Here is a 22,302-nt window from a genome sequence, read left to right as displayed (position 1 = left end):
AAAGTTCGAAGGTTGTTTTTCAACGGAATGTGCAAGGGAGCGTCAACCAGATGAATGTACGACACCACTATCGGTCGAGCCTGCAGATTGCAGCCTTGATGTTGCTGACCACATTGCTGGCTGGCTGCGGGATCAACACGATCCCGACCCTCGACGAACAGGCCAAGGCCGCCTGGGGCCAGGTGCAGAACCAGTACCAGCGCCGTGCCGACCTGATTCCCAACCTGGTGGAAACCGTCAAGGGCTACGCCCAGCATGAGCAGGAAACCCTGACCGCGGTGATCGAAGCCCGGGCCAAGGCTACGTCCATACAGGTGGACGCCAGCACGCTGGACAATCCAGAAAAGCTCAAGCAATTCCAGCAGGCCCAGGATCAGCTGACCGGCGCCTTGAGCCGTTTGATGGTGGTGTCCGAGCGTTACCCGGACCTCAAGGCCAACCAGAACTTCCTGGCGTTGCAATCGCAACTTGAAGGCACCGAGAACCGCATCGCCGTAGCGCGTCGGGACTTCATTCTCGCCGTGCAGAAATACAACACGGAACTGCGTACGTTCCCCGGTCGCCTGTGGCATAGCGTGATGTACAGCGATTTGCCGATCCGCGAAACCTTCGAGGCGACCAGCCCCGATGCGGAAAAAGCGCCTCAAGTGAAGTTCCAATAAGCGCCGCGAGGGGCTTGAAGCATCACCAAGGAAGAGGTTGCCAATGCGCGTGTTGAAAGTTGGCCTGGTGCTGTTGCTCTGGGTGTTTGCCCTGACGGCCCAGGCTGCATTGAAGTTTCCGGAACTGACCGGGCGGGTGGTCGATAACGCCCAGATGATCGAGCCTGCGGTGCGTGAGCAGCTGACGCAACAGCTTCAGGCCCATGAAAAAGCCACCGGTGAGCAGTTGGTGGTGGTCACGTTGCCGGATTTGCAGGGCACCGACATTGCGGACTTCGGTTATCAATTGGGGCGCTACTGGGGCATCGGCCAGAAGGACAAGAACAACGGCGCGCTGCTGATCGTTGCGCGTGACGATCGCAAGCTGCGGATTGAAGTCGGTTATGGCCTGGAAGATCGGCTGACCGATGCGCAGAGCTCGGTGATCATCAATCAGGTGATCACCCCGGCGTTCAAGACCGGCAACTTCAGCAAGGGCATCAGCGACGGGGTCGCGGCGATGCTCGTTGTATTGGGCGGCAATCCGCTGGATGAGCCTTCCACGGTGTATGACTCCGGCGGCAATCAGGAAAGCGACTTCATCTCGCGGCATCCGGGGATCTTCGTGTTTCTGGTGATGCTGTTCATCCTGACGATTTTCGTCTGCCAGATGCTCGGGATCATGCCCAGTGGCGGCGGTGGCCGAGGCGGTTCGAGCGGCGGGTTCGGCGGTGGAGGTTTTGGTGGCGGCGGTGGCGGCGGGGGCTTCAGCGGCGGCGGGGGCAGTTTCGGGGGAGGCGGTTCCTCGGGCGGCTGGTGATCACACAACAATAGCGAGTGGGCATTCTTAAACATGGCATTACTGACCGAACACGAACAACGCAAAGTTGCCGAGGCGATTGCCCGGGTCGAGCGCGACACCGACGCCGAACTGGTGACCGTGCTCGCGGCCCGCGCCGACGACTACGCGTACATCCCGCTGCTCTGGGCCAGCCTGCTGGCGCTGGTCGTGCCGGGTGTCGTGCATTACCTGACCGGCTGGTTGACCATGCACAGCTTGCTGCTGGTGCAATGGATCACGTTCATCGTGTTGTGCCTGGTGTTCCGTATTCCGAAAATCACCACGCACCTGATCCCGCGCTCGGTACGTCACTGGCGTGCCTCGAACCTGGCGCGCCGGCAGTTTCTGGAGCAGAACCTGCACCACACAGTGGGCAGCACCGGGATGCTGATTTTTGTCTGTGAGGCTGAACGCTATGTGGAAATTCTGGTGGATGAAGGGATTTCGAAACGGCTGGACAACAAGAATTGGGATGGAATTGTTGCGGCGTTTACTCAGCAGGTGAAGCAGGGGCAGACGTTGCAGGGGTTTGTGACGTGTGTGGAGGCGTGTGGCGAGTTGCTCAAGGTGCATGTGCCGGTGACGCATGTGAGGAATGAGTTGCCGAATCGGTTGGTGGTGTTGGGCTGAGTCTAGGCAGCGACACATTCCTTGTAGCAGCTGGCGCAGCCTGCGTTCGGCTGCGAAGCAGTCGTGAATCCGGTATTCACGGTCTTCCTGATGCACCGCGTGTGCTGGTTTTACGACTGCTGCGCAGCCGAACGCAGGCTTCGCCAGCTGCTACAGGTCGCACCGTTCGGGAAATTACCCGTGCCCTCAACCCCCATCCCCCCTAAAATACCCGCCATTCCCCGATCCGCACCGCCCGAGGCCGTTTTTCCCATGTCTGTCACCGCCACTCCCGCCAGCCTCGCGCCGGATCACCACGCCCAGTTCATCGACCTGCTGCAAACCAGCCTCGACGATAACGCCTTCATCAAACTGGTGCTGGCCAAGTACGTCGGCACTGAAGTGGATTTGCAGCGGCTGATCATCAAGCAGCTGACGGTCAAGGATCAGCCCTGCCTGTCCTTCGTCTACCGCTACAAAACCCGCGACATCACCAAGAATTTGCCGATTGCCGAGGGCGTAGCGACCATCGCCGCACTCTTGCCGGCATCGTTCAAAAATGCGCATTTGCTGTCGCTGACGGATGAAGCTCAGCTGGAATACAGCAAAAAGGGCAAGTCTTCGCTGTTCAAGAGCAAACCTCAGCAATTGCGTGAGGTGCCGTCCGCTGAGCACAACCGCGAGAAGAACCGCTTTCTCGACCTGAACCGGCCGTTCCTCGCCGACCTTGGTGTGACGAACAGCAAGCACGAGCTGATCCCGGCGATGTCGCGCAAGTGGAAGCAGATCAACAAGTTCATCGAGGTCTTCAGCCATGCGCTGACCACCTCACCGCTGGCGCTGGACAAGCCGGTTCAGGTGGCGGACTTCGGTTCGGGCAAGGGTTACCTGACGTTCGCGATCCATGACTACCTGCGCAACACCTTGAAGGCCGAAGGCGTGGTGACCGGCGTCGAGTTGCGCGAAGAGATGGTGGATTTGTGCAACGCCGCGGCCGCAAAGCTTGAGCATCCGGGGCTGGTGTTCAAGTGCGGTGATGTGCGCAGCGTGGCGCCGAGCGAGCTGGACGTGATGATCGCGCTGCATGCCTGCGACATCGCCACTGACTATGCGATTCACACCGGCATTCGTTCCGGCGCCTCGATCATCATGTGCTCGCCGTGCTGCCACAAGCAGATCCGCCTGCAAATCCAGAGCCCGGCGCTGCTCAAGCCGATGTTGCAATACGGTCTGCACTTGGGCCAGCAGGCAGAAATGGTCACCGATAGTTTGCGTGCGTTGTTCCTGGAAGCCTGTGGTTACGAGACCAAGGTCTTTGAGTTCATCTCACTGGACCACACCAACAAGAACAAGATGATCCTGGCGGTCAAACGTGCCGAGCCGGTTGATCCGGCCCAGCTGTTGGTGAAGATTCAGGAACTGAAGGATTTCTACCACATCAGCGAACATTGCCTCGAAACCCTGCTGCGGGCTGATGGGTTGCTGGTTGCTAAGGCTTGACCTGAATCCCTGCCGGTAACGTGCCCGGTTGCGCCGGGCGCACGGCAGTCTTGCGTCCCAGCATCACGGTCACGATCACCCCGGCGGCAAACAGCCAGGTGATCGGCTCGATGTGTTCACCGAAGAACAACGCCGAAAAGGCGATGGTGAAGAAGATCTGCAACAGCTGGATCTGACTGACCCGGGCAATGCCTCCCATCGCCAGCCCGGCGTACCAGGCGAAGAAGCCGATGAACTGCGAGAACAGCGAGACGTAACCGAAGGCCCACCAGGTCTTGGCCGAAATCTCGCCCTGATGTTGCAGCGCCAGGTACATCACCGGCCCGATCAGCAACGGCGTCGACAACACCAACGCCCAGCAGATCACCTGCCAACCGCCCATCTCCTTGGCCAATCGGCCGCCCTCGGCGTATCCCAAACCGCCCACGGCAATCGCCCCGAGCATCAGCAAATCACCGGCCTGAATGCTGCCGGCCCCGCTGATCAACGCATAACCCAGCACCAGCGCGCTGCCCAGCGCGGCGCAAGCCCAGAAGGCTTTCGACGGTCGTTCGTGGGACAACCACGCGGCGTACAGCGCCACGCACAACGGCTGTAAGCCGTTGACCAGTGCGCCGTGGGACGCCGGCAAGGTTTGCATGGCCCAGGCCGACAATACCGGGAAGCCGAGGATCACCCCGGCAATCACCAGGGTCAGGCCTTTGACCTGTTTCCAGGTCGGCCACTTCTCCCGGCGCCACAGCAACAACATCGCCGCAGGAACCGCCGCGAACAGCGCACGACCCAGGCCGTTGAGCAGCGGATGGAGTTCCTGCACGACGATCCGTGTGAAGGGCAGGGTGAGGCTGAAGATCACAACGCCGAGCAGGCCGAGGGCCATGCCGGTGTTTTCGCGCGAGGACATGATGGCAACCAGAATCAAGGGTGGCGGGAATGCTTTCATCTAGCCATAAACCGCGGGCGTTGCTCTGTTACAGCTAGGCGCAGAGTTATCCGTACAGTTGCGAGTAATGCTCGCAACGTAGGAGCTGCCGAAGGCTGCGATCTTTTCATCAGTCTCGCCGCAAGTCTGATTCGTCCATTCCAAGAACAAGATCAAAAGATCGCAGCCTTCGGCAGCTCCTACAGGTGATCTGCGTAGTAGTCGGGTATTACCTGCCATGCTGATTAAGGACTACCTTGAATACTCCTGCAGGCCCACGTATTTCCCAGAGGAGTCCTCCCCATGGCGGCTAAAAAAATTCTGATGCTGGTCGGCGATTACGTCGAAGACTACGAAGTGATGGTGCCGTTTCAGGCGCTGCTGATGGTTGGCCACACGGTGCACGCCGTTTGCCCGGACAAAACCGCTGGTCAGACTGTGCGCACGGCGATCCATGACTTCGAAGGCGACCAGACCTACAGCGAAAAACCCGGTCACCTGTTTGCCCTGAACTTCGACTTCGCCAAGGTCAAGTCCGAGGACTATGACGCCCTGCTGGTGCCGGGCGGTCGTGCGCCGGAGTACCTGCGCCTGAACGAAAAAGTCCTGGAACTGGTGCGAGCGTTCGACAAGGCCGGCAAACCGATTGCCGCCGTGTGTCACGGCGCACAATTGCTGGCGGCTGCGGGGATTCTCGAAGGTCGCGAGTGCAGCGCCTACCCGGCCTGTGCCCCGGAGGTGCGCCTGGCCGGTGGTACGTTCATCGATATCCCGGTGACGGAAGGTCACGTACAAGGCAATCTGGCCACTGCGCCAGCCTGGCCGGCGCACCCGAGCTGGCTCGCCGGTTTCCTCGGGTTGCTGGGCACCAAAATCACGCTGTAACGAGGGACCTTTCCATGTGCGAGCTCTACGTCAAAGCCGACCCGATTCTCTACGAGTCTCGCTCCCGCTCGCTGCGCATCTGCGGGGTGGTCACCACCCTGCGGCTGGAGAATCAGTTCTGGGACATCCTCAGCGAAATCGCCGAGGTCGACGGCATGACCACCAACCAGTTGATCGCCAAGCTGTATGAAGAGGTGATGGACTACCGCGGCGAGGTGGTGAATTTCGCCTCGTTTTTGCGGGTCAGCTGTACGCGGTATTTGACTCAGCGGCGGGTGCAGACACCGGAGTTATCAGTGGTGCGTGCGGTGGTGAAGTAGGGCAGGTTGGTCTTTACTCTGAAGCGCGAAACCTCTCAATTGCCAAGGAGAAACAGCATGTCTGGATGGTATGAAGTGAGCAAAAGCAGCAATGGTCAGTTCAAATTTGTACTGAAGGCCGCCAACGCGGAAACCATTCTGACCAGCGAGCTGTACACCACCCGCGCTGCCGCTGACAAAGGCATCGCGTCGGTTCAGAGCAGCAGCCCGAAGGATGAGCGCTACGAGAAGAAAACCACCAAGGATGGCCATCCTTACTTCAATCTCAAGGCTGGTAACCACGAGATCATCGGTAGCAGCGAGGCTTACACCTCTGCTGCCGCGCTGGAGAAAGGCATCGCCAGCGTGAAGGTCAACGGGCCGACCACGGTGATCAAGGACAAGACCTTGCCGGTGCTTTAAAAAGTCATAAGATCGCAGCGCTCCTGTAGGAGCACGGCTTGCCGGCGATGGCGATCTGCAGTACGCCATCGCCAGCAAGCTGTGCTCCTACAGAAGGTGCGATTGCGTTAACGCAATGCTTTCAACAGGTCTTGCAGCTGGCTGCAACCCGCCTCGCCGAGTGGAAACACCGGCAACCGTGGATCGCCCGCTTCCAGCCCGGTGGCGCGCAAACCGGCCTTGATCGTCGCCGGCAAACCACCTTTCAGAATGAAATCCAGCAGCGGCAACTGGCGATAGAACAGTTCGCGCGCCTTGCCCAGGTCGTTGGCCAATATCGCTTCATACAAATCAAGATTGAGCTGCGGGATCAGGTTCGGTGCTGCCGTGCACCAGCCTTTCGCGCCTGCCGCAAAGGCTTCCAGCGCCAATGGATTACAGCCGTTGTAGAACGGCACCCGACCTTCGCCCAGCCGTTGCAGCTGGTGCATGCGCTGGATGTCGCCGGTGCTTTCCTTGACCATTGTCACGTTGTCCACGGCATTGAAAATCCGCAGGATCAGGTCCACCGACATGTCGGTGCCACTGGTGGCCGGGTTGTTGTAGAGCATGATCGGTACGCCGATGTTCTCGCCGATGGCGCGGTAGTGGGCGAGGATTTCCGCTTCGCTGAGTTTCCAGTAGGACGTCGGCAGCACCATCACCACGTCGGCGCCGTGGGCTTCGGCGAAACGTGCGCGGCGCACCGCTTTGGCGGTGGTCAGGTCGGACACGCTGACGATGGTCGGCACGCGTTTGGCCACGTGTTTGATGCTGAATTCGCTGACCTGATCCCATTCCGCGTCGCTCAGGTAAGCGCCTTCGCCGGTGCTGCCCAGCGGTGCGATGGCATGGACGCCGTCGTCGATCAGGCGATCGATGGAACGCCCGAGCGCGTCGAGATCAACGCCCTCGCCGTTGGCGGTGAACGGAGTGATGGTGTAGCCGATGATGCCGTGAATGTTTGGGGTCGACATGGCGACTCTCCTCTTGAAAATGAGTGGTTTCAGTTCAGGCAATCGGCGTGTTGACGCAGGTTCTGCCGAGCGTAGTAGTTGAAAGCGGCGGCGTGACGTTTCGGCCTGGCGATCCAGTCATGGGCTTCGCGGCCCAGCTCCGGCAGGATTGGCTTGATGGTCCCGGCGCTCATGGCCAGCAATTGCAGCTTGGCCGCTCGTTCAATCAGTTGCGCAATGACACAGGCTTCTTCGATGGTCGCGCCTGTGGACAATTGGCCGTGGTGCGAAAGCAGGATCGCCCGTTTGTCGCCCAGGGCCGCGGCAATCAGTTCACCTTCCTCGTTGCCCACCGGCACGCCCGGCCAGCCTTCGAGAAACGCGCAATCGTCGTAGAGCGGGCAGAGGTCCATGTGGGAAATCTGCAGCGGCACTTCGAGCATCGACAGCGCGGCAACGTGGGTCGGGTGCGTGTGAATGATGCAGTTCACGTCCGGCCGCGCGCGGTACACCCAGCTGTGGAAACGGTTGGCCGGGTTGGGCATGCCGTGGCCTTCAAGCACGTCTAGGTCTTCGTTGACCAGCAGCAGATTGCTGGCGGTGATTTCGTCGAAACCCAGGCCCAGTTGTTGAGTGTAGTAGGTGCCAGGTTGCGGGCCGCGGGCGGTAATCTGCCCGGCCAGGCCGGAGTCGTGGCCATTCTCGAACAGAATCCGGCAGGTCAGGGCCAGCTTTTGCCGGTCGGTCCACGTATTATCCGCCAGTGTATTTTGCATCTGGGTCAGCGCTTGCTTGACCAGTTGCTCTTTGGGTAGTGCTAAGGTCTTGGCCATATCGGTGTCCTTTGGGTGGTTCAATGGACGTCGGATTTGCCGTTCACTCGTTGCTCGCAAGGTCATGGGTGAATGCAAATGACACAAGTGATGCTATATGACACTTTGTGTCACAGGCAAGGAAAAATCGTTGCTTCCTTGATGGATTAATCGCTCTACATGTCTATCCGTTTGAAATTACTGAGAAAAAAACTCGGCGTGACGCTGGAGGCCTTGGCCGAAAAATCCGGCATGACCAAGAGCTATCTGTCGAAAGTCGAACGCGGGTTGAACACCCCGTCGATTGCTGCCGCGTTGAAACTGGCCAAGGCACTGAACGTGAAGGTCGAGGAGTTGTTCTCCGAAGACAACGTCAGCCTCGACAGTTACAGCCTAGTGCGCAGCGATGAGCGCCAGTCCCTGGCGGCCAATGATGACAGCCCGGGTTACGCGGTGCTGGCCCATCAGGTCAGCGAGCGCAGCCTGTTGCCGTTCATGATTTACCCGCCGACCGAGTTTGCCGACAAAACCTTCAAGGAACATTTGGGCGAGGAGTTTCTGTTCGTGCATGAGGGGCAGGTGGAAGTGGACTTCATGAACGAGCGGGTGCTGCTCAATCGAGGGGATGCGCTGCATTTCAATGCGCAGAAACCGCACCGGATACGGTCAGTGGGCGAGGTTCAGGCGCAGTTGTTGGTGGTGGTGCATAGCGTCGAAGAATGACTTCAATCCCTGTAGCAGCTGGCGCAGCCTGCGTTCGGCTGCGCAGCAGTCGTAAATTTATGCTGTGCGGTGTGTCAGGCTATTCGAGGTGTCAGGATTAGCGACTGCTGCGCAGCCGAACGCAGGCTGCGCCAGCTGCTACAAAGAGCAGATCAAACCTCGACTGGAACTGTCAGCTTCGGGCTGCCCAACGCATGCGTCTTCGAATCAAAAAACCGCAACTCACTCCCGGTGCCTTCAAACACCTTCGCGTAGTGCCGTTTCTGGTGCTGAATGAACGCCTTGCTGCGCGGATAAATCGAGATCGCCACCACCTGCGGTTTCGCCTGGCGCAAGGCGTGGATGATGTGGCTGTCCTGCTCACCCAGAGCATGGCCGAACAGGCACAACCCGTCGCCATGGCCAAGTAACTGGTCGTAGCAGAACGACAGATAGTCCGAGCTGCGAATGGTTTTGAGCTTGTCCTGCGCCGGACCTTCATTGACGAACAGCGGCACGTCGTCGAGGGTCTTGATCGTGTTGTTGATCGCGAAACTGCCGAGCAACGTGCCCTCGGTCGACATCAGTTTGCGCGCGGTGCCGTCCTGATTCCGCACCAGATGCAACCCGCCATGCAGGTAAAGCAGGCGGGTTTTATCGGTCGCCGTGGCGCTCAGATCAAAGCTTGATTCTGCACCCTGAAACAGGTCGCTGATCGCATCAGGCTGGTGCTGGGTCGCCCAGTAGCTGAGCAGGTCGTAGTTGGTGGTGAACACGGTCCGGTAGCGGCCCAGTTCCTGATTGATCGCCGCCAGCGTCGAAGGCACCACCAGCCGCCACGGGATGTGCACCGCGTGCACGGTGTTGATCAGCGCTTCCTTGATCGCGTAGTAACGATTGCGCGGCGCGGCGGAACTCACGGCCAGGGCCTTGTTGACCCGGCTGGTGGTTTTCAGCGCGCTGAGCACCTGCTCGAAGCTGCGCGTCTGCATCGCGTCGAACACGCTCAGCTCGGACTGGCTCAGGGGTTTTTCTTCGACGGTGCGGGCGTTTTCGAACAGCGAGTCGTAGCCGAAGTCGTCCCACACGGCGCGACTGGCGCCGTTGCCCACCAGCAGGCCGCTGAACGAGGCGGTGGCGCGCAAGGCGTTCCAGTCTTCAAGTTGGGCATCAACATCCTGGAAATCGGTCATTGCGTTCAAAGTCTCAAAGCAAAAGGTCTTGATGGGCGGCGACTTTATCACGACCAAGACTTGAGCCAGATCAAGTTACTGCGTGACCGATAGGTCGATCCTGTGGGTACCCGCTGGATCGGCGCTGCCGGTTCGGCCTCAGCCAGGAGACTCGCTCATGAGCAGCACGTTTTTCATCCCCTCCGTGAACATCATGGGCATCGGTTGCCTCGACGAAGCCATGGACGCCATTCGCAAGTACGGTTTTCGCAAGGCGCTGATCGTCACCGACGCCGGGCTGGCCAAGGCGGGTGTAGCGAAGATGATTGCCGAGAAACTGGCGATGCAGGATATCGATTCGGTGATTTTCGACGGCGCCAAGCCTAACCCGAGCATCGCCAACGTTGAGAGCGGTCTGGGGCTGCTGAAAGAAACCCGCTGTGACTTCGTGGTGTCCCTGGGCGGCGGTTCGCCCCATGACTGCGCCAAAGGCATCGCGTTATGCGCAACCAACGGCGGGCAGATTCGCGATTACGAAGGCGTCGATCAATCCACCCAACCGCAACTGCCGCTGGTCGCCATCAACACCACCGCCGGCACTGCCAGCGAGATGACCCGTTTCTGCATCATCACCGACGAATCCCGTCACGTGAAAATGGCCATTGTCGATCGCAACGTCACGCCGCTGCTGTCGGTCAACGACCCGGCACTGATGGTCGCCATGCCCAAGGGCCTGACGGCTGCCACTGGCATGGACGCGTTGACCCACGCCATCGAAGCCTACGTTTCCACGGCGGCCAATCCGATCACCGATGCCTGCGCACTGAAGGCGATCACGTTGATCAGCAACAACCTGCGCCTGGCCGTCCGCGACGGCAGTGACATGGCCGCGCGGGAAAACATGGCGTACGCGCAGTTCCTCGCCGGCATGGCGTTCAATAACGCATCCCTGGGTTATGTCCACGCGATGGCTCACCAGTTGGGCGGGTTCTACGACTTGCCTCATGGTGTGTGCAACGCGATCCTGCTGCCCCACGTACAAAGCTTTAACGCGCTGGTTTGCGCCGATCGCCTCACCGATGTCGCTCTTGCGATGGGTGCCGATGTTCACGGTTTCACCCCGGAAGCGGGCGCCCAGGTGGCCATCGTGGCGATCCGCAGCCTGTCCAAAGACGTGGAAATTCCCGCCGGTTTGCGTGAGCTCGGCGCCAAGCTCAACGACATCCCGACCCTCGCCAGCAATGCCTTGAAAGACGCGTGCGGCCTGACCAATCCTCGCGTGGCGGATCAGCGCCAGATCGAGGAGATTTTCCGCAGCGCGTTTTAGGAGGTTTTACGACCGGGCGCGAGCATCACGCAGAGCATCGCGCCCAACGCCAGCAAGGTACACAACAGCGACAATGGCCATGCTTGCGGGCTCGCGATCAAACTGGCGATCCCGCCGATAACGGCAGCCATCAGTTGATGAATGAAACCGCTCAACGCCATCGCATACGCACCGCCGACCGGCGAACCGTCGTTGGCCAGGGACAGGCTGATCGGATAAGTCAAAGACTGGCCGAACACCGCAACGCAATAGGGCAACCAGAACAGCAGCGCCACTGAAGTGCCCGCCAAACTCCCCAGCAACATCACCGCGCTGCCTGCCAGCACCAGCCCCACACCCGCCGTCATCAACCCGCGTTGACCGGTGCGAAGTACAAAGCCATTGACCGCCAAAGCCCCCAGAAAATACGCCGCACTGATCGGCCAGCCCAACAACCCGTATTCCACGGCCGACCAGTTGAACGGTCCTTGCAGAATCAGCGGCGCTGCGGTGTTGAACGCGACAATCACCCCGTACCCAAGGCCGCCGGTGACGGCCGGCAACAGAAAGGCTCGATGACGCAAAATGCGCCAGTAACTCGGCCAGGCGGATGACGGGGCATTCTCTTCGGCCAGCACCGGGAACGTAACCCGAGCCACGACCAGCCCCATCATCAGACTCACTGCACCCAACAGGTAGAAAATCGCTGACCAGCCCAGCGCCACCTGGATGATCGACCCCAGGTATTGGCCGATCCCCAGCGCCACTACAAAGGAAATCGAAATCCAGGACAACGCCTTGGCCAGCAGGTCGCCGCGGAAACTGTCGCGGATCAGCACCCGGGCCATGACCGAAATGCCGCTGGCGCCAATACCCTGAACCAGTCGAAACGCCAGGAACGATTCAAGCGTCTGGCTCAGGGGCAAGGCCAGGTTGCCCAGCCCGTAGATGCCCAGCGCGGCGAGCAGCACCGGTTTGCGACCGATGCGCTGGCCCAGGCTGCCCCAGAACAACATCGGCAACGCCATGCCGATCAGATACACCGCCAACCCCCAGGAAACCTGCGAGGCGTCGGCGGACAGATCCCGGGCCATGTCCGGTAGCGCCGGCAGGTAAATGCTCATGCCTAATTGGGCGAGGAAAACCGTGCAGCAGGTGACGAGGAGGGTGGTGCTGCTCTTCATTGAGTCTTCCCTGATTTCAGTTCAACAGCCGATTTCCCGGCCTTGAGTGCGTAAAAGCTCGGTAATGAGTTCACAAAAGTGGCGGATCAGCGTCGGCTCCATGTCGGCGCGCAGGGTGATTCTGATGGCCGCCTTGCCTTGTGCGACCACCGGGAAAAATACGGCCGAGGTGAAGAAACCGTGATTGGCCAGTTCCATGGCGATGCTATTGGCCAGCGCTGCTTCGCCGCAGTTGACCAGTCGAATCGCCATGTTGCTGTTGTGTTGGTCGGTGCGTATGAGGCTGTCGAACAACCGGATATTAACCTGAAGTTTTTTCTGCAACGCGGCAAATTCCGGTGTGCGATGAAGCAGGATGGATGCTCTGCCCGCGCCAATGGCTGCACTGTTCAGGCTTTGCGACCAATTGCTGGGGCCGCCGTAACGTGCAATGAGCTTCTTCTGCCGTTCATTGCCCAGCATTACCAGACCACCGCTGGCGCCAAACGACTTGGCCAACGAGGCGACGATCAGGCAGTCATCCTCCAGTGCGTGCAACCTGGGGCGTACGAGGCCTGCGCCCGATGTGCCGACGGCGGACAGCGCGTGGGAATCGTCCAGGTAGAGAAACAACCCATAGCGGTCCTTCAGATACAAAAGACTGTCCAGGTCTGCGACCCCGCCCATGCTGTAGGCACCGTCGGCGACATACGCGACGGAGCGGTGCTGCTGGCACTGCTTTTCGAGAAAATCCATGTCGTTATGCGGACAGGTCACGACCGTGGTTTCATCGGCGCAGGCGGCTTTGAGGTGATTCATCGAGTAATGCGCCAACCGGTCGAAGACCATCACGGGAGGGCGGTTTTCCGTGAACACGCCGCTGGCCAGCAACGGCAGGATTCCGGCACTCGCCGCACTGCAAGACAAGGTGCTCAGGCAGCTGGCGCCGAACAACTCGGACAGCTCGGTTTCGTACTGTTCCAAAATTGCCAGCTTGCAACGGTTCTTTGAGTTGGCGACGCGAAGGGTGCCGGTTTCCCACAGTGTGTTCATGGCGCCGTCAAGAATATCGGGGTGATGATCCAGGCCCAGGTAAGACGTCGTACAGAAATGATGAAAGGCGCGCCCGTGCTGATCGAGCATTCGGTTGGCACTTTTGATTTCGACGTTAAGCCCTGAAATTTTCCCGGCTTCAGCGCTCTCCCAATCGTGATCGGCCAACGCGATGACTTTGCGGTAGTTGGTGTAGCGGTTTGCCGCGTGTGCTGTCTGGTCCATGTGAAGATGACTTTCCTTGAGTGAAACGATCCATGGGTTTGTTGCATTTCGTGTGTGTTTCCAGACTTTACAGAGCGCGGCGAAGGCTTTGAATCGGCTGTTTCCGGTATGGCTGAGTGTTACAAGAGATTTATGTGTAGGGCGATGCCTCGTGATGTTGTGGGCAATTTGCTTTGCCGAGTCGCGTGGAAACCGGGCTATCCTGCCGATTCAGTCGAACAGAAGTCATCGAGACCTCCATGCTGCAAAAAAGCCTGATCCGCCGCCTCGACCTGATCACTCTCCAGTTGTTTGTCGCCGTTCATGAGGAGGGCACGCTGACCCGTGCCTCCGCGCGGGAAGCCATCGCCGTGTCGGCGGCCAGCAAGCGGCTGATGGAGTTGGAAGAAGCGCTGGGCATCAGTCTGTTCGTGCGCCAGGCCAAGGGCATGACCCTGACGCCGGCCGGTGAAACCTTGTTGCACCATGCTCGGCAGATGCTGTTCAATGTCGAGAAAATGGGGCTCGAACTGGGCGAACACAGCCACGGTATCCGCGGCTATGTGCGGATGCTCGCCAACCTGTCGGCAATCATTCAGTTTCTGCCCGAAGACCTGCGGGACTTTTCCGAGCGTCATCCTGAGGTCAAGACCGACCTCGAAGAACGCCCCAGCAGCGGGGTGATTCAGGGTGTGCTGGATGGCGTGGCCGACCTTGGGATCTGCTCCAGTGACAGCGACGTCAAAGGCCTGCACAGCGTGCTTTATCGACAGGACAAACTGGTGGTGTTGATGCTGCCCGATCATCCGTTGGCGAGTCGTTCCAGCCTGGCTTTCGCCGATACGCTGGGCAGCGATTACGTCGGTCTGCACTCCGCCAGTTCGATCAATATGCGTACCCACGCAGCCGCGCGAGAGGCCGGCAAAGTGCTGCGGCTACGGATTCATGTACCGGGTTTCGACGCCATGTGCCGGATGGTCCAGGCCAACATGGGCATCGGGATTCTGCCGCAAAAGGCCTATGAGCTGTTTGGCCGGGCGTTGGGCTTGCACGCGGTGCCGCTGACGGATGACTGGTCGGATCGCGCATTGGTTCTGGTGGTGCGCGATGAAGCGGCGCTGTCGCCGGTGAGCCGGATGTTGTTCGAGCAGTTGCGAGGCCAGGTCTGATTATTCTCGATTGGATGGACTGGCCTCATCGCGAGCAAGCTCGCTCCCACAGTGGTCCTGTAGTGAGTTTGAATCCAGCGCCAATCCCTTGTGGGAGCGAGCTTGCTCGCGATAGCGGACTTTAGGTCGCGACAATCCTTCTGCCGGGCGTTCGCGTTTCGCGAACGTTCGTTGCCAACTGAAGGTTGGATTCCAGCCCCCGTGGTCCTCTAGCCTTGGCTCATATTCCAAGAACAACATGAGGTACCCCGCGATGACTGCCCCCTTAAGTGCAATCAAAGTGATCGAGATCGGCACGCTGATCGCCGCGCCGTTCGCCGCGCGCATGCTTGCCGAGTTCGGCGCCGAAGTGATCAAGATCGAAGCCATGGGTCAGGGCGACCCGCTGCGCAAATGGCGCAAGCTGCACGAAGGCACGTCGCTGTGGTGGTACCTGCAATCGCGAAACAAGAAGTCCCTCGCACTGAATCTGAAATCCCCCGAAGGCATTGAACTGGTCAAGCAACTGGCGACCAGCGCCGACGTGCTGATCGAAAACCTGCGCCCCGGCGCCCTGGAGAAACTCGGTCTGGGCTGGGACGTGTTGCACGCCCTCAACCCTAACCTGACCCTGGTGCGTATATCCGGATATGGCCAGACCGGCCCGTACCGCGATCGTCCTGGGTTCGGTGCGATCGGCGAGGCCATGGGCGGGATCCGCTACACCACCGGCACCCCCGGTTCACCCCCGGCTCGGGTGGGCGTCAGCCTCGGCGATTCCCTGGCTTCACTGCATGCGGTGATCGGTGCCTTGATGTCGCTGCTGCGGGTCAAGACCGGGCAGGGCGGTGGGCAAGTGGTCGATGTGTCCCTGGCTGAAAGTGTGTTCAACGTCATGGAAAGCCTGGTGCCGGAATACGACATGCTCGGCCATGTTCGTGAGCGCAGTGGCGGGGCCTTGCCGGGCATCGCGCCGTCCAACACTTATCTGACGGCCGATGGCGCCTACGTGGTGATCGCCGGCAACAGCGACCCGATCTACAAGCGCTTGATGGACGTCATCGGTCGCCGTGATCTGGCCGATGCGCCGGAGTTTGCCCATAACGACGGGCGTGCCGCCAAGAGCAACGTGCTCGACGCAGCGATCACTCACTGGACCAGCAGCCTGCCGATCGACGATGTGTTGTCGGCACTGGAAGCTGCCGAAGTCCCGGCCGGGCGCATCTATTCAGTCGCCGACATCGTCGCCGATCCGCACTACCAGGCGCGGGACATGCTGCTCAACGCCGACCTGCCCGGCGGTGCCACGGTGAAGATGCCCGGCATTGTGCCGAAAATGTCCGAGACGCCCGGTGGCGTGAACTGGTCCGGACCTACGTTGGGCCAGCACACCGACGGCATCCTCGAGGGGCTGGGCCTTACCGGTTCGGACATCGAACGGCTGAAAGCGGAAGGGGTGGTGCAATGATCACTGATTTTTCCGAGACCCTGATTGTTCAGGAAGTCTCCCCCCGCGACGGCTTGCAGATCGAGCCGACCTGGGTCGAAACCGTCGACAAGATTGCCTTGATCGATCAGCTGTCACTGGCCGGTTTCAGCCGCATCGAAGCAGGCTCGTTCGTTTCCCCCAAGGCGATTCCGGCGCTGCGCGATGGTGAACTGGTGTTCAAGGGCATCACCCGGCAACCGGGGGTGATTTACGTCGCGTTGATCCCCAACCTGAAAGGCGCGCAACGGGCGCTGGCGACGAGAGCCGACGAGTTGAATCTGGTGATGTCCGCCAGCCAGACCCACAACCTGGCCAACATGCGCATGCGTTGCGAAGCCTCATTGGCGGCGTTCGGCGAGATCGTGCAATACGTTCGCGGGACGACGGTGCGACTCAACGGCAGCATCGCCACCACCTTCGGCTGCCCGTTTGAAGGCAAGATCGATGAGGATCGCGTGCTGCAAATCGTCGAGGCTTATCAGGAACTCGGGATCCAGGGCATTACCCTGGCCGACACCACCGGCATGGCCAATCCGCGGCAGGTTGATCGTCTGGTGCGGCGGGTCTTGCAGCGAGTTTCGCCGGCTGATTTGACCCTGCATTTCCATAACACTCGCGGCCTCGGTTTATGCAACGTGCTGGCCGCCTACGAGGCCGGTGCCCGACGCTTCGACGCGGCACTGGGAGGGCTCGGCGGATGCCCGTTCGCACCGGGCGCCTCGGGCAATATTTGCACCGAAGATTTGGTCAACCTGTGCGATGAAATCGGCATTCACACCGGCATCGATCTGCCGCTGTTGCTGCAATTGTCGCGAGGATTACCCGCGCTGCTGGGCCACGAAGTGCCCGGTCAGCTGGCCAAGGCCGGACGCAATTGCGATCTGCACCCAAGCCCTTCCTGAACCCAACGAACCCCTGTAGGAGCCGAGCTTGCTCGCGATAGCGGTGGGTCAGTCGACATCAATGTTGGATGTGACTCAGTCATCGCGAGCAAGCTCGGCTCCTACAGAAAGCAGCCTCTCAACCAGACAACAAAAACAATCGGACACCCACGGGCAGTCCGCCTGGAGAACCATCATGAGCCTTAATGTTCTGGAGGCGGGCGCGAGCCCGTCCGTTAGCCACGACGAAGAAAAAGCCCTGGTCAGCAAAGTCGCCTGGCGCCTGATGCCGTTGATCATGGTCTGCTACCTGTTCGCGTTTTTCGACCGCATCAACATCAGCTTCGCCAAGTTCCAGCTGCAGACCGACCTGAGCCTGAGCGACACCGCTTACGGCCTCGGCGCCGGGTTGTTCGTGGTTGGTTACGTGATCTTCGAAGTGCCGAGCAACATGATGCTGTACAAGGTCGGCGCCCGGCGCTGGATCGCCCGGATCATGATGTCCTGGGGCCTCGCCACCGCAGCCATGGTCTTCGTCAACAGCGAATGGCAGTTCTACGCGCTTCGCTTTGTCATCGGTGCGATGGAGGCCGGTTTCGCGCCGGGAGTCCTGTATTACCTGACGCTGTGGTTCCCGCAGCACTATCGCGGACGCATCACTTCAATGTTGTTTCTGTCGTCGGCGTTTGCCGGTCTGGTCGGCGCACCGTTCTCCGGGTTGGTGCTTCAACACCTCGACGGTTTTATGGATATGCGCGGCTGGCACTGGCTGTTTCTGCTGGGCGGCGTGCCTTGCATCGGCCTCGGCTTGCTGGTGCTGACGTTGCTCAAGGACCGCATCGAAGACGCCCATTGGCTGACGCCATCGGAGAAAACGCTGCTGGCCAGCCGTATCGCTCACCATGAACCGCACAAGAGCGGCGGCTCGTTGCTCGCCGCACTGCGGATTCCGGGCTTCCTGACCCTCGGGCTGATCTACTTCCTGATTCAGGTGGCGTCCTACGGCTTGAACTTCTGGGCCCCGCAACTGATTCGCAGCGCCGGCACCGAGAGCCCGGTGATGATCGGTTTGCTGACCGCCATCCCTTACATCTGCGGCGCCATCAGCATGGTGGTGATCGGGCGGTTGTCCGACTCGACCGGTGAACGGCGCAAGTTTGTCGCAGGTCTGGTTGCGGTGGGCGCGGTGGGGTTCTTCTGTGCGGGAATCTTCGCTAACCACACGACCTTCCTGATTGTCGCGCTGGGCTTGCTCGGTGCCGGGATCATCGCCTCCATCCCGAGCTTCTGGACCCTGCCGCCGAAACTGCTGGCCGGTGCTGGTGCAGGGGCTGCTGGCGGGATCGCGGTGATCAACACCCTCGGCCAGTTCGGCGGCATCGTCAGCCCGGTGATGGTGGGGCGGATCAAAGACCTGACGGGCAGCACCACGCCGGCGCTGTATGTCATCGGCGTTGCTGCGCTGATCGCCGTCGCGCTGCTGCTGTGGGGGTTGCCGCAGAAGCTGCGCACGCTCGACAAGTTTTAAAAGTTTCGCAGGCTACCCCAGCCCCTACATGGACCACGCATCCCTGTAGGAGCTGGCGCAGCCTGCGATTTTTTGATCTTCAAGGCGTCGCAATGATCGCCTTTGCCGGCGAAGTACCGAACTGAATCAACACCACTCCAGCCATTAACAACACCGCCCCAAACACCCGCGGCACTGTCATCTGCCGCTCCACCAACCCAAACCACCCGAAGTGATCCAGTACTAGCGACGCCACAACCTGTCCCGCCAGCGCCAAAGCAATAAACCCCGATGCCCCGAGTTTGGGCAGCAACATCAGCGCCAGCGAAATAAAGCACACCCCAAACGCGCCACCGGTCCACATCCACAGCGGCGCCTTGCTGATGAACGCCAGCGACGGCAACGGCAAACGCAGCGCCAACATAACCGGCAACAACACCACAATACTCACCAACAACGACGCGAGGGTCGCCCACAACGGATGGCCCAAACCGCGCCCGAGGTTGGCGTTGATCGCGCTTTGAAAAGGCACCACCGCCCCGGCTATCACGGCCAGCAGCAACAGCCCGGCCCAATGCAACGTACTCATGATGAATCTCCAACAGGTTTTGCTGGACTCTAGAGTATTCGTCGCGCAGATTTAAATTCCAAATAGCTATCCAGAACATGCATCAGATGAATGATCTACGCCGTGTCGACCTCAATTTGCTGGTGATCCTCGACGCCTTGCTCAGCGAGCAACACGTGACCCGTGCCGCCGAGCGCTTGCACTTGAGTCAGCCGGCCGTCAGTCATGCGTTGGCGCGGTTGCGTGATCTGCTCGGCGATCCTTTGCTGGTACGGGCGGGCGCCAGCCTCGTGCCAACCCCGCGAGCCCTGGAGTTGATGGCTCCGTTGGCCGAAGCCCTGGCTCAGGTGCAATCACTGCTGGCACCGAATACCTTCGATCCGGCCACCGCCAAGCGCACGTTTCGACTGGCGATGTCCGACTACGGTGCCGCAATCGTCCTGCCGGGGTTGATACGGACCTTGCGCCGGGAAGCGCCGGGCATCGATCTGCAAATCAGCCATGCCAGTCGCGAAGGCATGCTCGAGGGGGTGCTCAACGGCGACATCGACGTGGCGGCAGGCGTCTTTCCAGAGTTGCCGAACGAGTTGCGCAGCACTCCGCTGTTCGAAGAGCACTACGCCTGTCTGGTCGACCGCAACAGCCTGCCCGCTGATGGCGTGCTCGACCTGCCAACCTACCTCGCCCGCCCCCATGTCCTGCTGGAAATGCGTGGCAGCGGCACCCCGGAAATCGAACGGGCTCTCACAGCCCTGCGAGAACGCCGTCGCGTGGCGATCAGCCTGCCGCACTGGAGCGTCGCCCCGGAACTCATCAGCGGCACAGACCTGATCCTCACCGTCGCTTCCCGAGGGTTGCTCAATATCGATGAGCAGTCGTTGATCGTGGTTCCGCCGCCGTTTCATATTCCGTCGTTTACGTTTGTGTTGGTTTGGCACAAGCGGCGGGGCGGGGATCAGGCGTTGAACTGGTTGAATGGGCGGATCGATGAGGGGATTAGGCAGGATTGATCTTCAGGGTGGCGCGCGTGATGCCTACCAGTTGGTGGGAGGAAGTCGCCGAGTATGGAAGACCCTAAGCACTTGGAGGCGACCTTGGCGAACTCGATAGGGAATCAGATAAGGCCGGTCGGGCAAAACCCATTCACGAGTCCCGGGCAAGCGACCTTCTCGGCCTGTCGCGGGAAATCGAGCAAGGTGATCAACGCTTGCAAGAATGGCTTGAACGAAATCTGCTGCCGCCCTTGGGTTCTCCATCGCTATATACGCGGCTTCGTCATCGAGATTCTTTAATGCAGTACGCAGCCACTCAACGCGCATTGGCGGTCCACTTGTCGGCGATTGCATTCACTTCTTCCGGCGTTGCGAAGTCCCCGGCATCGGCTTCTTTCAGCGCCTTCTGAATTTCTTCGATTTGCCAGGCTTCCCGCGCGAGATACTCACGCAGGGCATCCACCGCGAGAAATGACTTGCTGCGACCTGTGGCCTTGGCAAGGTTGGCGAGCGTATCGGCTATTTCGTCTGGCAAGCGCAAAGACATGACGGACATGACGGTCTCGATGTAGTGGTTTGTAATACAACATACTACAGCGTCATGCCGGGGGGCAGGCCACTCCGTTCGTCTGTTGTAACAAGCGATTGAACAGACCTGCTGAGCCGGGGATAGTGCGCGGCTGAGATTGACTGGTTTTTTGAACAAACACGGAGCAGGGAATGACATTGAAGTCTGGATTGATGGGTAGTTTGGTTGCGTGCAGCCTATTAATGACCAGCCAGGTGTTCGCTGAATGCGCGCCGCCGCCGTTGAGTGACGACTTCGGGTTTTCCGTTTGTAAGGACTGGCCCGCTTATCCCGGCCTTACTCTTACTGCCACTTCGCAGCATGAAGCGAACCTGTCGTTCGACAGTTCGGGTCGTGACGGAATCTATGACCTCAGTCTGGCGGTCGTGTCGGGCAGTGAAATGAAACCTCTGGCGTCCTTCCATCAGGCGTCTGCCTTCGTGTCTGACGCATTTGGAGTTGAAGATATTCAACTTGATACCGCTCGCTACAAGCTCACGCCAGAACTGCGAGCCTTTGGTGTACGGATCAGATTTGGCGGTTCTTCTCGCGCCAATCCCATGGCTGAAACCTGGCTGTCGCTCTATGTAAAAGAAGGCAATACGTTGCGTCCAGTCCTGGACAGGCTCATCACGGAAGCGGAGAGCGGCGAATGGGACACCAACTGTGCCGGTGAGCGCTATAACATCATCCGAACCCTCGAGGTCGGCAAAACCAGCTCACATGGATTTGCGGATCTGATCGTCAAGTCGGTGGCCACGAGCATCATCGGGAAAGTCAAGGGGGAGGCTTGTGAATCCAGATCCATCACCGCCAAACCCGTTCTGACGACACTCCGATACAACGGTAAAGCCTATGTCCTGCCACAAGGATTCAAGGGCGTTTAAATACTGCGCACCGATCAGGGAAGAACTTGATGACCGCAAAGAAACTGCTGAATTCACTGGCCTTACTCAGCCTCGTCACGGCTGCCGGCCAGGCGCAAGCGGGTTGCGAAGAAGCGCCCTTCGGTGAGCGAACGTTCACCATTTGCAAAGTCTGGCCGGCGTATGACGACCAGAGCATTGTCGCCACGTCGACGTTCAAACCGGATTCCGGCGACGCCAACAACGATGGCGGAAACGTCGATCTGGAACTGTCGCTCATCCATTCATCGAGTTCGAAACGCCTGGCCAGTTACCATAAAAAAGACGCCTACTATTCGGACGCTGTGGCGTATGAAGGGTTGTCCATTGATACGGCACGCTACAAGTTGACGCCGGGCAGTCGTGCTTTTGGCATTCGTTCGAGTTTTGAACACAGCTCAAGCGTCAACCTTTACCACAAAACGGAGCTTGCCTTATATCTCAAGGAGGGCGATGCATTGCGCCCGGTATTGGAGGGACTGGTCATTTCTACGGGCAGGGGCGAATGGGATGGTAACTGCGCGGGAGAGGGCGAGCGAACACAAAGAACCGTCGATATCGGCAACACAACTTATAACGGATTTGCAGATATTGTTGTCAGTTCCACCGTGACGGTGACCAAAAGATTTCTGGTTGGAGAAGAGTGCAAAGATACGTCCAGCAAGTTTAAAACAACCCGGGTTACCCTGAACTACGACGGTAAGCAGTACGTCGTGCCAGAAGCACTCAAAGGTTAAT

25 protein-coding genes are annotated in these 22,302 nt (G+C 59.6%); 16 read left to right on the top strand and 9 right to left on the bottom strand.

What is annotated here, in order from left to right; all coding sequences use genetic code 11:
* Positions 1-50 precede the first annotated feature (50 nt).
* From ACA079_RS25310 to ACA079_RS25295, 4 genes are all read left to right on the top strand, one after another.
* Positions 51-662 (top strand): LemA family protein, encoded by a 612-nt coding sequence (locus tag ACA079_RS25310; protein WP_497701358.1) that lies wholly within the window; start codon positions 51-53, stop codon positions 660-662.
* Between the two features lie 43 nt (positions 663-705).
* Positions 706-1,461: a TPM domain-containing protein gene (locus tag ACA079_RS25305; RefSeq protein WP_497701357.1), complete on the top strand. Its 756-nt coding sequence runs from the start codon at positions 706-708 to the stop codon at positions 1,459-1,461.
* A 33-nt stretch (positions 1,462-1,494) separates the two neighbouring features.
* On the top strand, positions 1,495-2,112 hold the full coding sequence (locus tag ACA079_RS25300; RefSeq protein WP_008152943.1) for a TPM domain-containing protein: 618 nt from the start codon (positions 1,495-1,497) through the stop codon (positions 2,110-2,112).
* A 252-nt stretch (positions 2,113-2,364) separates the two neighbouring features.
* Positions 2,365-3,591: a class I SAM-dependent methyltransferase gene (locus ACA079_RS25295; protein ID WP_415770925.1), complete on the top strand. Its 1,227-nt coding sequence runs from the start codon at positions 2,365-2,367 to the stop codon at positions 3,589-3,591.
* Here ACA079_RS25295 and ACA079_RS25290 read toward each other — a convergent pair.
* Positions 3,581-4,495 (bottom strand): DMT family transporter, encoded by a 915-nt coding sequence (locus ACA079_RS25290; protein ID WP_497701356.1) that lies wholly within the window; start codon positions 4,493-4,495, stop codon positions 3,581-3,583. The two genes, ACA079_RS25295 and ACA079_RS25290, sit on opposite strands and share 11 nt — an antisense overlap.
* A gap of 321 nt (positions 4,496-4,816) precedes the next feature.
* Here ACA079_RS25290 and ACA079_RS25285 point away from each other — a divergent pair, with 321 nt between their 5' ends.
* From ACA079_RS25285 to ACA079_RS25275, 3 genes are read left to right on the top strand one after another with little or no spacing between them, the layout of a single operon-like run.
* Positions 4,817-5,398, top strand: coding sequence for a DJ-1/PfpI family protein (locus ACA079_RS25285; protein WP_008152949.1), 582 nt, complete (start codon positions 4,817-4,819; stop codon positions 5,396-5,398).
* A gap of 14 nt (positions 5,399-5,412) precedes the next feature.
* Complete coding sequence (locus tag ACA079_RS25280; RefSeq protein WP_497701355.1) at positions 5,413-5,718, top strand: ribbon-helix-helix domain-containing protein; 306 nt, start codon at positions 5,413-5,415, stop codon at positions 5,716-5,718.
* 57 nt (positions 5,719-5,775) lie between these two features.
* The gene (locus ACA079_RS25275; RefSeq protein ID WP_497701354.1) at positions 5,776-6,120 is read left to right on the top strand and encodes a YegP family protein; all 345 of its coding nucleotides are present in this window, start codon (positions 5,776-5,778) and stop codon (positions 6,118-6,120) included.
* Positions 6,121-6,227: 107 nt separating this feature from the next.
* Here the strand turns inward: ACA079_RS25275 and ACA079_RS25270 are convergent, their stop codons facing one another.
* Both ACA079_RS25270 and ACA079_RS25265 read right to left on the bottom strand, forming a co-directional pair.
* Complete coding sequence (locus ACA079_RS25270; protein ID WP_497701353.1) at positions 6,228-7,115, bottom strand: dihydrodipicolinate synthase family protein; 888 nt, start codon at positions 7,113-7,115, stop codon at positions 6,228-6,230.
* Positions 7,116-7,144: 29 nt separating this feature from the next.
* Positions 7,145-7,927, bottom strand: coding sequence for an aldolase (locus ACA079_RS25265; RefSeq protein WP_095127978.1), 783 nt, complete (start codon positions 7,925-7,927; stop codon positions 7,145-7,147).
* 159 nt (positions 7,928-8,086) lie between these two features.
* Between ACA079_RS25265 and ACA079_RS25260 the strand changes: the two genes are divergently transcribed.
* Positions 8,087-8,629: a helix-turn-helix domain-containing protein gene (locus ACA079_RS25260; RefSeq protein ID WP_497701352.1), complete on the top strand. Its 543-nt coding sequence runs from the start codon at positions 8,087-8,089 to the stop codon at positions 8,627-8,629.
* Positions 8,630-8,781: 152 nt separating this feature from the next.
* Here ACA079_RS25260 and ACA079_RS25255 read toward each other — a convergent pair whose 3' ends face one another.
* The gene (locus ACA079_RS25255) at positions 8,782-9,801 is read right to left on the bottom strand and encodes a DUF4917 family protein (RefSeq protein ID WP_497701351.1); all 1,020 of its coding nucleotides are present in this window, start codon (positions 9,799-9,801) and stop codon (positions 8,782-8,784) included.
* 157 nt (positions 9,802-9,958) lie between these two features.
* Here ACA079_RS25255 and yiaY point away from each other — a divergent pair, with 157 nt between their 5' ends.
* Positions 9,959-11,107, top strand: a complete 1,149-nt coding sequence (gene yiaY, locus ACA079_RS25250) for an L-threonine dehydrogenase (protein WP_497701350.1) — start codon at positions 9,959-9,961, stop codon at positions 11,105-11,107.
* Here yiaY and ACA079_RS25245 read toward each other — a convergent pair.
* Together ACA079_RS25245 and ACA079_RS25240 are read right to left on the bottom strand one after the other, a co-directional pair.
* The gene (locus tag ACA079_RS25245; protein ID WP_497701349.1) at positions 11,104-12,270 is read right to left on the bottom strand and encodes an MFS transporter; all 1,167 of its coding nucleotides are present in this window, start codon (positions 12,268-12,270) and stop codon (positions 11,104-11,106) included. The two genes, yiaY and ACA079_RS25245, sit on opposite strands and share 4 nt — an antisense overlap.
* Positions 12,271-12,291: 21 nt before the next feature.
* Complete coding sequence (locus tag ACA079_RS25240) at positions 12,292-13,527, bottom strand: aminotransferase class I/II-fold pyridoxal phosphate-dependent enzyme (RefSeq protein ID WP_497701348.1); 1,236 nt, start codon at positions 13,525-13,527, stop codon at positions 12,292-12,294.
* 239 nt (positions 13,528-13,766) lie between these two features.
* On the opposite strand from ACA079_RS25240, the gene ACA079_RS25235 reads away from it, so the two are divergent.
* The 4 genes from ACA079_RS25235 to ACA079_RS25220 all read left to right on the top strand — a co-directional run bounded on the left by ACA079_RS25235 (position 13,767) and on the right by ACA079_RS25220 (position 18,552).
* A complete protein-coding gene (locus ACA079_RS25235) occupies positions 13,767-14,675 on the top strand; it encodes a LysR family transcriptional regulator (RefSeq protein WP_497701347.1) in 909 nt (302 codons plus the stop codon).
* A 253-nt stretch (positions 14,676-14,928) separates the two neighbouring features.
* Positions 14,929-16,122: a CaiB/BaiF CoA transferase family protein gene (locus ACA079_RS25230; RefSeq protein WP_497701346.1), complete on the top strand. Its 1,194-nt coding sequence runs from the start codon at positions 14,929-14,931 to the stop codon at positions 16,120-16,122.
* A complete protein-coding gene (locus ACA079_RS25225; protein ID WP_497701345.1) occupies positions 16,119-17,045 on the top strand; it encodes a hydroxymethylglutaryl-CoA lyase in 927 nt (308 codons plus the stop codon). The genes ACA079_RS25230 and ACA079_RS25225 overlap by 4 nt, the downstream gene beginning before the upstream one ends.
* 175 nt (positions 17,046-17,220) lie before the next feature.
* Entirely contained in the window at positions 17,221-18,552 is a 1,332-nt protein-coding gene (locus ACA079_RS25220) for an MFS transporter (RefSeq protein WP_033061371.1), read from the top strand.
* Positions 18,553-18,631: 79 nt separating this feature from the next.
* Here the strand turns inward: ACA079_RS25220 and ACA079_RS25215 are convergent, their stop codons facing one another.
* On the bottom strand, positions 18,632-19,120 hold the full coding sequence (locus ACA079_RS25215; protein WP_497701344.1) for a DMT family transporter: 489 nt from the start codon (positions 19,118-19,120) through the stop codon (positions 18,632-18,634).
* A gap of 77 nt (positions 19,121-19,197) precedes the next feature.
* Here ACA079_RS25215 and ACA079_RS25210 point away from each other — a divergent pair, with 77 nt between their 5' ends.
* On the top strand, positions 19,198-20,109 hold the full coding sequence (locus tag ACA079_RS25210) for a LysR family transcriptional regulator (RefSeq protein ID WP_497701343.1): 912 nt from the start codon (positions 19,198-19,200) through the stop codon (positions 20,107-20,109).
* A 24-nt stretch (positions 20,110-20,133) separates the two neighbouring features.
* Here the strand turns inward: ACA079_RS25210 and ACA079_RS25205 are convergent, their stop codons facing one another.
* On the bottom strand, positions 20,134-20,418 hold the full coding sequence (locus tag ACA079_RS25205) for a type II toxin-antitoxin system RelE/ParE family toxin (protein ID WP_497701342.1): 285 nt from the start codon (positions 20,416-20,418) through the stop codon (positions 20,134-20,136).
* Positions 20,408-20,647, bottom strand: coding sequence for a type II toxin-antitoxin system RelB family antitoxin (relB, locus tag ACA079_RS25200; RefSeq protein ID WP_497701341.1), 240 nt, complete (start codon positions 20,645-20,647; stop codon positions 20,408-20,410). Before relB ends, ACA079_RS25205 begins: the two co-directional genes overlap by 11 nt.
* A gap of 164 nt (positions 20,648-20,811) precedes the next feature.
* On the opposite strand from relB, the gene ACA079_RS25195 reads away from it, so the two are divergent.
* Complete coding sequence (locus ACA079_RS25195; RefSeq protein ID WP_497701340.1) at positions 20,812-21,546, top strand: PA3715 family protein; 735 nt, start codon at positions 20,812-20,814, stop codon at positions 21,544-21,546.
* Positions 21,547-21,575: 29 nt separating this feature from the next.
* Positions 21,576-22,301, top strand: a complete 726-nt coding sequence (locus ACA079_RS25190) for a PA3715 family protein (RefSeq protein ID WP_497701339.1) — start codon at positions 21,576-21,578, stop codon at positions 22,299-22,301.
* Position 22,302 lies beyond the last annotated feature (1 nt).

The organism is Pseudomonas sp. LBUM1645 (assembly GCF_059716185.1).
Note: the sequence above shows the minus strand (reverse complement) of the source record. Positions and strands in the feature narration are given on the sequence as shown.

Excerpts from the sequence above, each read along its gene's own strand:
- ACA079_RS25310 (WP_497701358.1), top strand. The coding sequence starts at position 51 with ATGAATGTACGACACCACTATCGGTCGAGCCTGCAGATTGCAGCCTTG.
- ACA079_RS25305 (WP_497701357.1), top strand. The coding sequence starts at position 706 with ATGCGCGTGTTGAAAGTTGGCCTGGTGCTGTTGCTCTGGGTGTTTGCC.
- ACA079_RS25300 (WP_008152943.1), top strand. The coding sequence starts at position 1,495 with ATGGCATTACTGACCGAACACGAACAACGCAAAGTTGCCGAGGCGATT.
- ACA079_RS25295 (WP_415770925.1), top strand. The coding sequence starts at position 2,365 with ATGTCTGTCACCGCCACTCCCGCCAGCCTCGCGCCGGATCACCACGCC.
- ACA079_RS25290 (WP_497701356.1), bottom strand. The coding sequence starts at position 4,495 with ATGTCCTCGCGCGAAAACACCGGCATGGCCCTCGGCCTGCTCGGCGTT.
- ACA079_RS25285 (WP_008152949.1), top strand. The coding sequence starts at position 4,817 with ATGGCGGCTAAAAAAATTCTGATGCTGGTCGGCGATTACGTCGAAGAC.
- ACA079_RS25280 (WP_497701355.1), top strand. The coding sequence starts at position 5,413 with ATGTGCGAGCTCTACGTCAAAGCCGACCCGATTCTCTACGAGTCTCGC.
- ACA079_RS25275 (WP_497701354.1), top strand. The coding sequence starts at position 5,776 with ATGTCTGGATGGTATGAAGTGAGCAAAAGCAGCAATGGTCAGTTCAAA.
- ACA079_RS25270 (WP_497701353.1), bottom strand. The coding sequence starts at position 7,115 with ATGTCGACCCCAAACATTCACGGCATCATCGGCTACACCATCACTCCG.
- ACA079_RS25265 (WP_095127978.1), bottom strand. The coding sequence starts at position 7,927 with ATGGCCAAGACCTTAGCACTACCCAAAGAGCAACTGGTCAAGCAAGCG.
- ACA079_RS25260 (WP_497701352.1), top strand. The coding sequence starts at position 8,087 with ATGTCTATCCGTTTGAAATTACTGAGAAAAAAACTCGGCGTGACGCTG.
- ACA079_RS25255 (WP_497701351.1), bottom strand. The coding sequence starts at position 9,801 with ATGACCGATTTCCAGGATGTTGATGCCCAACTTGAAGACTGGAACGCC.
- yiaY (WP_497701350.1), top strand. The coding sequence starts at position 9,959 with ATGAGCAGCACGTTTTTCATCCCCTCCGTGAACATCATGGGCATCGGT.
- ACA079_RS25245 (WP_497701349.1), bottom strand. The coding sequence starts at position 12,270 with ATGAAGAGCAGCACCACCCTCCTCGTCACCTGCTGCACGGTTTTCCTC.
- ACA079_RS25240 (WP_497701348.1), bottom strand. The coding sequence starts at position 13,527 with ATGGACCAGACAGCACACGCGGCAAACCGCTACACCAACTACCGCAAA.
- ACA079_RS25235 (WP_497701347.1), top strand. The coding sequence starts at position 13,767 with ATGCTGCAAAAAAGCCTGATCCGCCGCCTCGACCTGATCACTCTCCAG.
- ACA079_RS25230 (WP_497701346.1), top strand. The coding sequence starts at position 14,929 with ATGACTGCCCCCTTAAGTGCAATCAAAGTGATCGAGATCGGCACGCTG.
- ACA079_RS25225 (WP_497701345.1), top strand. The coding sequence starts at position 16,119 with ATGATCACTGATTTTTCCGAGACCCTGATTGTTCAGGAAGTCTCCCCC.
- ACA079_RS25220 (WP_033061371.1), top strand. The coding sequence starts at position 17,221 with ATGAGCCTTAATGTTCTGGAGGCGGGCGCGAGCCCGTCCGTTAGCCAC.
- ACA079_RS25215 (WP_497701344.1), bottom strand. The coding sequence starts at position 19,120 with ATGAGTACGTTGCATTGGGCCGGGCTGTTGCTGCTGGCCGTGATAGCC.
- ACA079_RS25210 (WP_497701343.1), top strand. The coding sequence starts at position 19,198 with ATGCATCAGATGAATGATCTACGCCGTGTCGACCTCAATTTGCTGGTG.
- ACA079_RS25205 (WP_497701342.1), bottom strand. The coding sequence starts at position 20,418 with ATGCGCGTTGAGTGGCTGCGTACTGCATTAAAGAATCTCGATGACGAA.
- relB (WP_497701341.1), bottom strand. The coding sequence starts at position 20,647 with ATGTCCGTCATGTCTTTGCGCTTGCCAGACGAAATAGCCGATACGCTC.
- ACA079_RS25195 (WP_497701340.1), top strand. The coding sequence starts at position 20,812 with ATGACATTGAAGTCTGGATTGATGGGTAGTTTGGTTGCGTGCAGCCTA.
- ACA079_RS25190 (WP_497701339.1), top strand. The coding sequence starts at position 21,576 with ATGACCGCAAAGAAACTGCTGAATTCACTGGCCTTACTCAGCCTCGTC.